The 12,057-nt window shown below is 63.9% G+C and carries 11 protein-coding genes; 3 read left to right on the top strand and 8 right to left on the bottom strand.

Features of this window, described 5'->3' with window-relative positions; all coding sequences use genetic code 11:
- Window positions 1-38: 38 nt before the first annotated feature.
- Window positions 39-2,096 carry a methyl-accepting chemotaxis protein gene (locus QZZ02_RS06355; protein ID WP_291843129.1) on the bottom strand — a complete coding sequence of 686 codons (2,058 nt, stop codon included), beginning with the start codon at window positions 2,094-2,096 and terminating at the stop codon, window positions 39-41.
- Window positions 2,097-2,226: 130 nt separating this feature from the next.
- The gene (locus QZZ02_RS06350; RefSeq protein WP_291843128.1) at window positions 2,227-2,559 is read right to left on the bottom strand and encodes an energy transducer TonB; all 333 of its coding nucleotides are present in this window, start codon (window positions 2,557-2,559) and stop codon (window positions 2,227-2,229) included.
- Window positions 2,560-2,895: 336 nt separating this feature from the next.
- On the opposite strand from QZZ02_RS06350, the gene QZZ02_RS06345 reads away from it, so the two are divergent.
- Entirely contained in the window at window positions 2,896-3,963 is a 1,068-nt protein-coding gene (locus tag QZZ02_RS06345) for a malate/lactate/ureidoglycolate dehydrogenase (protein ID WP_291843127.1), read from the top strand.
- On the opposite strand, the gene QZZ02_RS06340 is transcribed toward QZZ02_RS06345, so the two are convergent.
- The 4 genes from QZZ02_RS06340 to QZZ02_RS06325 all read right to left on the bottom strand — a co-directional run bounded on the left by QZZ02_RS06340 (window position 3,960) and on the right by QZZ02_RS06325 (window position 6,685).
- Window positions 3,960-4,454, bottom strand: coding sequence for a thioesterase family protein (locus QZZ02_RS06340; protein ID WP_291843126.1), 495 nt, complete (start codon window positions 4,452-4,454; stop codon window positions 3,960-3,962). The genes QZZ02_RS06345 and QZZ02_RS06340 overlap by 4 nt on opposite strands.
- Before the next feature lie 87 nt (window positions 4,455-4,541).
- Entirely contained in the window at window positions 4,542-4,940 is a 399-nt protein-coding gene (locus tag QZZ02_RS06335) for a hypothetical protein (protein WP_291843124.1), read from the bottom strand.
- Window positions 4,941-4,950: 10 nt separating this feature from the next.
- Entirely contained in the window at window positions 4,951-6,381 is a 1,431-nt protein-coding gene (gene lpdA / locus QZZ02_RS06330; RefSeq protein WP_291843123.1) for a dihydrolipoyl dehydrogenase, read from the bottom strand.
- Window positions 6,382-6,475: 94 nt separating this feature from the next.
- Entirely contained in the window at window positions 6,476-6,685 is a 210-nt protein-coding gene (locus tag QZZ02_RS06325) for a hypothetical protein (protein WP_291843122.1), read from the bottom strand.
- 173 nt (window positions 6,686-6,858) lie between these two features.
- On the opposite strand from QZZ02_RS06325, the gene QZZ02_RS06320 reads away from it, so the two are divergent.
- Together QZZ02_RS06320 and QZZ02_RS06315 are read left to right on the top strand one after the other, a co-directional pair.
- A complete protein-coding gene (locus QZZ02_RS06320) occupies window positions 6,859-7,830 on the top strand; it encodes a hypothetical protein (protein ID WP_291843121.1) in 972 nt (323 codons plus the stop codon).
- 190 nt (window positions 7,831-8,020) lie between these two features.
- A complete protein-coding gene (locus QZZ02_RS06315) occupies window positions 8,021-9,526 on the top strand; it encodes an aldehyde dehydrogenase (NADP(+)) (RefSeq protein WP_291843119.1) in 1,506 nt (501 codons plus the stop codon).
- An 811-nt stretch (window positions 9,527-10,337) separates the two neighbouring features.
- Here QZZ02_RS06315 and QZZ02_RS06310 read toward each other — a convergent pair.
- Entirely contained in the window at window positions 10,338-11,597 is a 1,260-nt protein-coding gene (locus QZZ02_RS06310; protein ID WP_291843118.1) for a dihydrolipoamide acetyltransferase family protein, read from the bottom strand.
- 172 nt (window positions 11,598-11,769) lie between these two features.
- On the bottom strand, window positions 11,770-12,057 hold a 288-nt coding region (locus QZZ02_RS06305; protein ID WP_291843117.1), incomplete at its 5' end, for a transketolase C-terminal domain-containing protein.

Below are 12,057 nucleotides of genomic sequence, written 5' to 3'. Positions count from 1 at the left end.
CAAGCCGTGGGCGCTGGCGGATTTCAGTTCACGCGCAGTCAGGCTGCGCGAACCTCCTGGAGGAATTGTTCGACCGCCGTCTTGAGCGTGTCGGACTGGCGCGACACGGCCAGCGAGGCTTCCAGAACCTCGCCCGCGCTTTCGCCGGTTTCCGAGGTTGCCTGGTCGACTTCCTGGATGTTGGTGAAGACCTGGCTGGTGCCGTCTGCCGCCTCCTGGGCCGAGCGGGTGATCTCGCCGGCAGCAGCGCGTTGCTCTTCCATCGCGGCTGCAATGGCGGTGGCGATCTCGCTCATCTCGTGAATCGTGCCGCCGATCGATGACATCGCCTCAACAGCCTTGGCCGTTGCACCCTGGATGCCCGAGATGTGCTCGGAAATGTTCTGCGTCGCCGCGCCGGTCTGGCTGGCCAGCGCCTTGACCTCGGAGGCCACAACCGCAAAGCCCTTGCCGGCCTCACCGGCCCGGGCCGCCTCGATGGTGGCGTTCAGGGCCAGCAGGTTTGTCTGCTCGGCGATATCGTTGATCAGGCTGACGATATTGTCGATCGACTTCGCCGCGTCATCAAGCCGCTGGACGTCGCCATTGGTCTGTTCAACCTGGTCGACCGCCGAGTTGGCGATCTCGGTCGAGCGCGAGATCTGCTGCGAGATCTCGCCGATCGAGGACACCATTTCCTCGGCAGCCGCTGCCACGGTCTGCACGTTTTGCGACGCGCCTTCCGACGCCTGGGCCACGGCGGCGGACTTGCCGGTTGTGGCCGCCGCTGTCGAGCTCATCGCCCGGGCTGCGGTTTCCATGCGGGTGGCGGCCTCGCCGACCTGGCCCAGCGCATCGCTGGACGCCTGCTCGAAAGCCTGGATGAGGCTTTCGACGGCGGCAGAACGCTTTTCCTTCATGCGGCGCTCTTGCTCGGTCTCGGCCTCGAGGCGAGCCCGTTCAATGGCGTTCTGGCGGAACACGTCCACCGAGCGCGCCATGTCGCCGATCTCGTCCCGGCCCGGCGTGAAGCCGAGATTGACGTCGCTATTGCCCTCAGCCAGGGCGCCCATCGTGCGGGCCATGGCGCTGAGGCGCTTCAAGAGCATGTTGTTGACGTAGAACCAGGCGATACCCGCAGCGACCACCATGCCGATCGCGGCAATGGCGATCAGCAGTATCCGGCCGGTGATGACAGCGGCGTCTGCGGCCGAGGTCGCATCGCTGACCCGTCCGGCCACCTGGGACTTGAAGGCCTGGACGCTGGCAAGCAGGGCTTCGGCTGACAGGCGGGCTTCCTCGGCCACGACTTCGGCGGCAGCCACGGCAGCCAGCTCCGCCTTGCGCAGCTCGAAGACACCATCATTGCCGTCGCCGAAATTGATCAGATTGTCGGACTGGGTCTGCATGATGTCAGTCACGACAGGCCCGAGGATGGCGAAATTCACGTCCAGTTCGCCGGCGTTTTCGTCATAGCGATCGAAGATCGCGTCAACTTCGCCGGTCGCGGCCGCGGTATCGACCTCATTGTACTGGATCAGGATCTGGTTCGCTGCGAGCAGGGCGCGCAGCAGGCTCTCGATGTCGGCCTCGTCACTCGCATCAAGCGCGCCTTCGACACTGTCGGCCAGATCGGTCCGGGCTTCACGTGCCTGGGATGTGACATACCAACGGCGGTCGCGGATCTGCAGGCGACGCTCGACCACCTCGTTCATGCTCTCGACAAGCTCGTTCAGGTCGGCCGCGGCCGCGCGCAGTGACGCCGTCTCGCCGATCCCGGACAAGGTCTCCAGGCCCGCTAGGTCCCGGACCAGCCCGTCGCGATAACCGACGACCCGGTTGTAATTTTCCAGACGCGCCTCAACCGAAGTCGAAGCAGCGAACACGCCCAGCGCTTCGCTCAGTCCGACGCTGTTTTCCGAGAGCGCGTCGATATATTGCGTTTCCGGAATGGCGCGATTGGCGATCTGTTCGACGGCATGGTTTGCCGAGTTGAACCCGGTCACGCCGACGATCGCGGCGACCAGGGTCATGACAGAGGTCAGCCCGAATGCAGCGAGCAGTCGGACCCGGATGCTGGTCGTTTTGCTGAGGAAGTTACCAAGCACAGAATTCATTGCACGGCCCCTAAGGCTGATGGCCTGATTCAAAAAAGATACGGCGACGCTAACGCGCCGCCGTAAATGAATTCTTATTATGGTAAACGCGTATCAGTTCTTTTGCTGATTAGCGTTGAGGCTCGGGGCGTTAGCCGCCCAGACTAAAGTCGAAACGCTGCTGCATGCCAGCCGTCGCGGCCGGAGCCGGCGCATATGCCCAGCCTTCGATGGCCCGCAGGACGGCGCGATCAAACACGCCCTCCGGCTCGGCCTCGACCACGGTGGCCTCGGCAATCGTGCCGTCTTCTGCCACGGTATACTCGACCACGGCAAAACCTTCGATACCGCGACGCTCAGCGCCACGCGGATATTCCGGAGCTTCCACAGCCGTACGTTCGCGGTCCTGAGCCAGAGCCGGTGTCGCTGCGAAAGCCATCGTCGACATCACTGCCGCCAGAAACATGGTTCCCGTCTTTTTCATGACTTACCCTTCATCCATTTACAGAATGGCGCGCCCGGGATTTTCCCCGTGTTCAAACGCCGAGTTGAATTCCTGCGGGTCGTTTGCTGCCCGACGAGGTGGATAATGCAGGAGAGCGGTTGCCAAACGTTTAAGCCAATGCCGGGAACGCGTCTTTTGCGTCCATTTTTTTCTTGTTTAAAATCAATATTTTAAGGAAAATTTGGCGTCGAAAATGTCTGATTGTGCCAAAATGTGACAGGTTTCAATCTGACCTATGCTTAATAAACACCTAACGGCCCAACTCAAATCTTATGCATATCCGCACATGACTGCATCAGGAAGAATGAACTGCCAATGAGCACAGCAGAACGCCGTTTGAATCCGGCCGAACTCGAAACCTTTTGCAATGCGCTTCTCGCATCCGGTGGTGCGCGCGCGGACGATGCAGCCTGTGTCGCCGCGCACCTGGTCGATGCCAATCTCAAGGGCCATGACAGCCATGGCGCCGGTCTGCTGCCCGCTTATGCGCAGCACATGAAGCGGGGACAGGTCAATCTGGCGGCCTCGGAGAAGACCCTCACCGATACCAGCGTCATCCTCCGCGTCGATGCCGATGGCGGATGGGGTGCGCCAGCGGGTCAGCGTCTGATCGAACGGGCCAGCGCCAGAGCGCGCGAACACGGGCTCGCCGCAGCCACGCTTGGCCAGGTCCACCATCTGGGACGCATCGGCGCCTATGCCGAACAGGCGGCCGCAGCCGGGCTTGTCTCGATCCATTTCGTCAATGTCACCGATCATGCGCCGCTGGTTGCGCCCTATCGCGGCTCGGATGCGCGCTTCGGCACCAATCCGGTCTGTATCGGCTATCCGGCCACATCGACACGCCCGGCCTTCCTGCTCGACATGGCCACCAGCCAGATCGCCCTGGGCAAGGTGCGCATCGCTGCCAATCGCGGCGTTGCGGTCCCGAGCGGCTCGCTGATCGACAAGCGCGGCATGCCAACGACTGACCCCAGCGGCATGGCCGGATTTGAACTGGAAGGCGCCCTCACCCCGCTGGGCAAGCACAAGGGCTATGGCCTCGCCTTCGCCTGCGAGCTGCTGGCCGGCGTCCTGGGTGGCGGTGGCACGATCCAGCCGGACACGCCGCGCAGGGGCGGTATCACCAACGGGATGTTCTCGATCTTTATCGATCCGGCGGCCTTCGGCGATACGGCCTGGATGCAGGCCGAGACCGACGCCATGGCCCGCTACGCCCTCGCCTCCCCGCCCATGGACTGGGACAGCCCCGTCCTCTACCCGGGCGACCCGGAACGCGCCATCGCCGGCAAACGCGCCAAGGAAGGCATCCCGATGGACGAGACGACCATCGGGCAATTGAATGCGGTGGCGGAGAAGCTGGGCGTGGCGGAGCGGCTTTAGCCCAGCTCCAGCCCCACCAGACCAAAGGCCTTCATCACATCCTCGCCGATCCGCATCGGGCGGCGGCTGTCGCGGCCGATGCGGCACCATTCGGTGGTGGCGCGGGCGGAGAAACGTTTGGCGCCGGGCTTGCGGATATCGACATGGCGGTCAAAGCGCGGCCCGTGAACCTTGCCGAGCCAGGTGCGGATCTCGGCCGTCTCGCCGGGCAGGATGGGGTCGCGGTATTCAATCGTGTGCTTGAGCGCGACCCAGACCTCGCCACTGACCATGTCGTCCGGCGCGATGGCATGCCAGTGGGTGATGGCGATGTCCTGGACCCAGCGCAGATAGACGACATTATTGACGTGACCGAGCTCGTCGATATCGCCCGGGCCCGGCTCGATGCGGCGCAGGAAGGCGGTCTCGAAGGAGACGCAGCCCACACCTTCGCCGACCACGGCCTGGTCGGCGCCAATGATGCCGGAAAGGAAACTGCCACTGTCGTCCATGATGATCCCGCCTGCTGACCCGCCGCCTTATATAAGCATGCGGACGCGGGCGTGAAGCGTATAGGCGGTATTCGCGTGGACGGATCGCTAGATTTCGCCGTCTCGCAGGCCGAGCGCGGCAGCGAGACGGTTCAGGGCATAGTCTTCCTGAGTCCTGGAGATGCGATCCGCCATCAAAGCCTTGCGGGCCGCCTCGGTAATGGCGCGACGTGCGACACCATTTCCGCGCTGCTCTGCGACCAAAGCAAGGACGCGCTCTGCCGTCGCGTCGGGGCGGGACCGGAACTCGGTTTCCAGCTTGGCATAGATCGCGTCCGCCTCAACGTCTGTCATGGCGCGCGGCTTTTGCTCACGAAGAAGCCTTACCCGCACCAGATACTCCTCCGATTTGGAGAATTCACCGTCACTGAAGGCAACCATCAAAAATGCGCCGATCAGGGCCTCGAACCTACGTTCAGCCTGTGCCGTCGGATCCGCAGAATCCATCCTGGCGCCCCTACTTCTTCGGCGCGGAGATATGGATCGGGTGACCCAGCGCCGTCAGCGCGGCTTCGGCGAAGCCTTCGGTGAGCGTCGGGTGGACGTGGATCGTACCGGCGATGTCGTCGAGGCGGGCGCCCATCTCGACCGCCAGGGCGAATTCGCCTGACAATTCGGAGACATGGGTGCCAACGGCATGGATGCCGAGGATGACATGATCTTCCTTGCGCGCGGTAACGCGGACAAAGCCGCCATCTGTGCCCGCTTCCATCGACAGATAGCGACCCGAGGCGGCGAGCGGGAATTTGCCGGTGATGATCTCTTCGCCCTTGGCCTTGGCCTCGTCCGGCGTCAGGCCGACGCCGACGACTTCCGGCTCGGTGAAGCAGACCGCGGCGATGGAGACCGGGTCATGCACGCGGCGATGACCGGCAATGATCTCGGCGACCATTTCGCCCTGGGCGGTCGCCTTGTGGGCCAGAAGCGGCTCGCCGACGACATCGCCAATGGCATAGACGCCACGCATTCCGGTGCGGCACTGATTGTCGACCTTGATGAATTTCCCGCCGTCCAGATCGAGGCCCATGTTTTCCAGGCCCCAGCCGGCGAGGCAGGCCTTGCGGCCAACCGCGACAAGGACCTTGTCGGCCTCGATCGACTGGGCCGCGCCCTTGGCATCGTCATATTCGAGCACGGTCTTGCCGTTCTTCTCCGACACACCCTTGGCCTTGCAGGACAGGTTCACCTCGACCTTGTGCTTCTTCAGCCACATGGTGATGGGACGGGTAATCTCCTTGTCATAGAGCGGCAGGATACCGTCCGACGCCTCGATGAAGGTCACGGTCGAACCCAGCTTGCGGAAGGCGATACCCAGTTCCAGGCCGATATAGCCGGCACCGACCACGACCAGTTTTTCCGGTAGCTCGGAAAGATCGAGCGCATCGGTCGAACCGATGACGTTTTCGCCAAACGGCAGGAAGGGCAGCTCAACCTCGACCGAACCGGTCGCCAGAATGACATTCTCGGCCGTGATCTCGACCTTTTCGCCGTCTTCCATGGTCACGACACAGGTCTTGGCGTTGGAGAATTCCGCCCAGCCGGCAATATGCTCGGCGCCCGCAGCCTTGATCAGCTGGGCCACGCCACCGGTCAGCTTGGAGACGATGCCGTCCTTCCAGCCCACCAGCTTGCCCATGTCGAGCTTCGGCGCTTCGGCCAGCGATATGCCCAGCACATCGCTTTGCGCATGCTTGGCCATTTCCTCATACTTGGTCGCGGCGTGGATCATCGCCTTGGAGGGGATACAGCCACGATTGAGGCAGGTTCCGCCCAGCCCGTGCTTGTCGACAATGATGGTGTCCAGACCCAGCTGGCCGGCACGAATGGCAGCCGGATAGCCGCCCGGGCCACCACCGACAATGAGGACTTGGCAAGACCGTGTCTGCATCACAGGCGCTCCTTGGAAGATCAAAGCACGAAAACGCGTTTTCCGGGGACGGATTTAGCGGTTCGGCGGGTAAAGGGAAAGGGGCTGACTGAGGCTAGGCCGGCCGGATGAAGCGGCGCCAGAGCAGCGAGCCGATCGGCGCCAGCACGACAACCGCAGCAAAACTGCCGAACACGACCTGCGGCATCCATTCCGAGTGGATGCCGACCTTTTCGTGGTGGAACATCAAGAGGAAAACCGCAGCGGCCCAGACAGCAACTACCGAGATGAAGTCGGACCAGACTTGTTTGGCGACTGACGGCATGTGTCGGTTCTCCCCTGCCCCTCTTTTGCCGCCGACCACACAAGCCGGTCAAGCCCGCCCATCGGGACAGCCAGATTTGCGACGCCGCATTATTGACTACACCAGACGCGGGTTTACCGTCCGGGTCCAAGAGCGTGGCGTCCTGGCGCCCCTGCCTTTCAAGGGAGAATCGGATGCGCGTGTTCCTGATATCATTGAGCTTGCTCGTGGGCATTTCGGTGCCGGCTTCGGCCCAGGTGAGCTGCTTTCAGTTTCCCGCGCGGGCTGGCTGGACGCGGATCACACTCGATGGCTTCGACCATGGCGCCATTGTTCGCACCATAACAGGCAGCTGGAGCGCCCACCCGTCGCTCTCCCCGGTTGGTGCAGAAGGGCATGATCTGAGCGCCCTGCCTGCCCCGCACAGAGTCGCCTTCGAGGCCGCGCGCGAGCGGCCCTATTGGCGGCTCGGCACCATCCTGGTGAACAATAACGGACGCCTGAATGAAGAGCCGCTGCGGGCTGGCGATATCATCCCGCCGACCAGCCGACTGGATTTCCGGTTCAATGAACAGGACAGCCGCCTGGCCGACAATACCGGCCAACTCACGATCTGCATGGAACCGCGCAGCGCCGGCGCGGGATCGAACCCCGTAACCAGCAACACGGCCTCGTCTGGCACCGGAACCGCCCGGACCGCTACACCGGCTGCGTCTGCGCCGACAGAAAGGCTGGCAGGCCGGAGCGAGTGGATGGCCTGTTTCAATGACTCCCGTCAGAGCGATTCCGAGGCCAGCCGGCTTCGCCGCTGGAGGGCCGACATCCGCACGGCCGAGCGGGCACTGGAACGCCGCGCCGACGGTCTCCGGGACGAGCGCAATCACCTCAGCTATTCCTACAATCGTGATTCGACGGGCGTGGCTGACCGCGCCCGCGCCAATCAGGTGCGCATGCATCAGCAACGGGTCGATGCCTATAATGCAGACTTGGACGCGCTGGAGGATGAACTGGACGACTACAACCGCGACGCCGCAGACCATGACGCGAGAGATGATGTCTGGCAGGCACGTTGCGGCGGGGTGCTGTTTGAAAACCCCCGCCCACTGGTACAGCAATACTGCGTCGGCAGTGCCGCGAGCACATCGTTCTGCGGGGCCTTCGACTAGCAAGACCTCGAACAGCACCGTCGCGGCAGGGTTAGGTCGAGTTGGGGACGCTGAACCTGCAAGGCCGCCACGGGTCTGGCTGTTATCCATCAACCCGTCCGGAGAGCATCATTGAGACAGGTGGAAACGACCGATTGAATAACTCAGACAATTAAGGCATGACAGCCGTGCAGACAGCGGAGGACATGTCATGATCATCGGGAAACACCTTGTCGCCGGAGACTGGGTCGGCAGCGATGCCAGCTTCACCTCCAGCCCGGCCCACGGCCCGTCGCACGACTTCGCCGTCGGCACGCCGGACCTGGTCGACCAGGCCTGCAAGGCCGCCGAAGAGGCGTTCTGGTCCTACGGGTATTCCTCGCGCGAGGACCGCGCGAAATTCCTCAACACCATCGCCGACGAGATTGATGCCCGCGGGGAAGCCATCACCGAGATCGGTACCCAGGAGACCGGCCTGCCGGAAGCGCGCCTCAATGGCGAGCGCGGCCGCACGGTCGGACAACTGCGCCTGTTTGCCAGCCATATCCTGGCCGGTGACTATCTCGACAAGCGCCATGACGCCGCCCTGCCCGACCGCCAGCCCCTGCCGCGCCCGGACCTGAAACTGGTGCAGCGCCCGATCGGCCCGGTTGCCGTCTTCGGGGCCTCAAACTTCCCGCTCGCATTTTCGACCGCCGGTGGCGACACCGCCGCCGCCCTCGCGGCCGGTTGCCCGGTCGTCGTGAAAGGCCATTCTGCCCATCCCGGCACCGGCGACATCGTCGCCCAGGCCATCGACGCGGCCATCAAGTCCTGCGGCGTGCATCCCGGCGTGTTCAGCCAGATCCAGGGCGGTGACCGCAAGGTCGGCCAGGCTGTGGTCGAACACCCGCTGATCAAGGCGGTCGGCTTCACCGGTTCGCTGGCCGGTGGCCGCGCCCTGTTTGACCTGTGTGCCGCGCGCCCCGAACCCATCCCCTTCTTCGGCGAGCTGGGCTCGGTCAATCCGATGTTCCTGCTGCCCGCCGCCATGGGCTCGCGCGCCGAAGCAATCGGCACCGGCTGGGCCGGGTCACTGACCATGGGCGCCGGCCAGTTCTGCACCAATCCCGGCATTGCCGTGATGATCGAGGGCAAGGACGCGGAAACCTTCATTCGGGCCGCCGTTGCGGGTCTCGGCGAGGTCGGTCCGCAGACCATGCTGACCGATGGCATCGCCCAGGCCTACCAGAAGGGTCGCGATGTGATCCGCAGCACGGCCGGGGTCCGTGAAATCCTGACCACGACCTGCGACCTGCGCAATGCCACACCCTACCTCTTCGTGACCACGGGCCAGGACTGGCTGGACAATGAGGTGCTCGGCGAGGAAGTCTTCGGCCCGCTGGGCCTCGTGGTCACGGTGAAGGACGAGGCGGAAATGCTCGCCATCGCCCGCTCGCTGCAGGGCCAGCTCACCGCCACTTTGCACATGGACGATGGCGACATGGCGCTGGGCCAAAAGCTGATGCCGGTGCTGGAGCGCAAGGCCGGCCGTATCCTGACCAATGGCTTCCCGACCGGCGTGGAAGTCAGCGACACCATGGTGCATGGCGGTCCCTACCCGGCCTCGACCAATTTCGGCGCCACCTCGGTCGGCACCATGTCGATCCGCCGCTTCCTGCGCCCGGTCTGCTACCAGAACATGCCGGATGCGCTGATGCCGGGGGATTGGGGGTAGCGGAACAGGTAGCGGTTTGGCGCTTGATTACGCGTAATAGCCGTCACAGGGGTGGCCCGTGACGGGCCCGCCACTCCATTCATCGCTTGCCGAGAGAGGGCCGCATCCGGTTTTCCGGGTCAAGGGAGAAACCGCGCAGCGGCCCGTTGGGCCCTTGACCCGGAAAACCGGATGCGGCGGTCTGGCTGACAAGCGATCAATACCTCAAAGCGCGTCGGCACGCCTGCTTCGACTTGGAATGTCACATTTCGATGGCTAGTGTCAGGTGTGTTCCCCTTCGACAATAGAACGGGGCGCATCACCGGCCCCATTTCCAAGCGCCTCGAGGGTGCGGATACGCGCCCCGGCTCTTCGTCCAACTCGAGGCCGGGCATCCATTAGGGATATCGCGAGGGGACCATGTTTTGGACAAACTGCGTTGGCCGACCGCTTCGTCAGCGCCGCGCACGCCGCTCAATGCGCTCACGGCGAGCCCGGATGCGAGATGCGCGCCCCGGACGAGCAGGCTTAGCGTCCATCTGCAACCAGGCTGACCGCAAACCGACATAGATCATGAGCGCGAACAAAGCCGAGGTTTGCACAATGACGTGCAACCAAACCGGTAACCCACCCGACAGGAGGCCGATCCAACTTATGATCCAAACAAGCCCCACAGCGGCGCAAGCCCCGCTGAAGTTGTCAAACATCCAGTTCCAAGCCTTGAACACCACGCCACCCCCTCTATCCGCAATGCAGCACGGCAGACGTACACAAAAAAGCGGGACACCCGGCTTGGGCATCCCGCTTTCGTTTTGTCATCCTAAGCGCCAGCTCACATGAACAGCGTCGCCGGATTCTCCAGATAGCCCTTCACGGCCTGGATCAGCATGGCGGCCTCGTAGCCGTCGACAATGCGGTGATCGAAACAGCTGGAGAGGTTCATCAGCTTGCGCGGCACGACCACGCCCTCGGCATTGTAGCGCGGCAGGGTCTGCATCTTGTTGACGCCGATGATGGCGGTTTCCGGGGCGTTGAGGATGGGCGTGGTGACCAGGCCACCGATCGCCCCCAGCGAGGTGATGGTGATGGTCGAACCGGTCAGCTCGGCCTTGCTGGCCTTGCCGTCCTTGGCCGCCGCCGCGAGCCGCTTCAGCTCGGCCGCGATCTGCCAGATATCCAGGCTCTCGGCATGCTTGATGACCGGCACCATGAGCCCGTTCGGCGTCGCCGCCGCAACCCCGCAATGCACGGCATCATGCTTGGTCAGCAGCATCGCCTCGCCATCGAAATGGGCATTGGCCTGCGGCGTGTTCGGCAGCGCCCTGGTCAGCGCCAGGACGAGGAAGGGGATGAAGGTCAGCTTGGCCTGGTCATCCGACTTGGTGGCGTTGAGATGCGCCCGCAGGTCTTCCAGCGCCGTGACGTCGATCTCCTCGACATAGGCGATGTCGGGAATGGTGCGCTGGGCGTGGGACATGTTGTCGGAGATGCGCCGGCGCAGGCCGATCACCTTCTCCTCGGTCACGCCGGTACGCGGCGCCCGGACCGAGGAACTGCCCGAGCCCGAGCGGGCCACCAGGCGGCCGCCGGACTTGATGAAGTCATCGAGATCGTCATGCGTGATGCGACCGGCCGGCCCCGTGCCCGGCACATTGGCGAGGCGGATATCGGCTTCCAGGGCGCGCTTGCGCACGGCCGGGCTGGCCAGCGGACGCTCGCCGCCGGAGCGGCTGGCAATTGCCGGGGCTTCGGCTGCGGCGACCGGCTCGACGGCCTTTGGCGCGGCCGGCTTGGCCGGCTCGGCCTTGGCTTCGGTTTCAGCTGGCGCTTCGGCCTCGGCCGGGACCGCGCTGTCGACCGCGATGAACATGATCTCGGTGCCGACCGCGATGACATCGCCCGGCGCGCCGACCAGCTTGGTCACCTTGCCGTTGACGGCACAGGGGATCTCGACGGTCGCCTTGTCGGTCATCACGTCCAGGACATGCTGGTCCTCGGTGACCGTATCGCCTTCCTTGACGTGCCATTCGACGATTTCCGCCTCGACGATACCTTCGCCGACATCGGGCATCTTGTAACGGTATTCGCTCATCTTCAGTCTCTCCAGGCTCGGCTACCCCGTTTCTTCCCCCGCCTGCGGGGGAAGTGGGCCGGACATCGTCCGGGTCGATGGGGGACGCGCAGCGCGCTTGCGGCCCGGCGGGCCGCCCCCTCCGCCCCTGCGGGGCACCTCCCCGCATTGCGGGGAGGAAAGCGTTGCGTCGTCAGGCCTCCAGAACGGTGTTCATGGCATTGATGAAACGGTCCGGCCCCGGGAAGTAGGACCATTCATGGGCATGCGGATAAGGCGTATCCCAGCCGGCGACCCGCTGGATCGGCGCTTCGAGGGCGTAAAAGCACTCTTCCTGGATCTGGGCCGCCAGTTCGGCACCGAAGCCCGAGGTGCGTGGGGCTTCCTGGGCGACGATGCAGCGGCCGGTCTTGTTGACCGAACGGGCAATCGTCTCGATATCGTAGGGTACCAGCGTTTTCAGATCGATCACCTCGGCATC

The organism is Maricaulis sp., assembly GCF_015665295.1.
Lineage (GTDB): Bacteria > Pseudomonadota > Alphaproteobacteria > Caulobacterales > Maricaulaceae > Maricaulis.
This window is presented reverse-complemented; position numbering and strand designations above follow the sequence as displayed.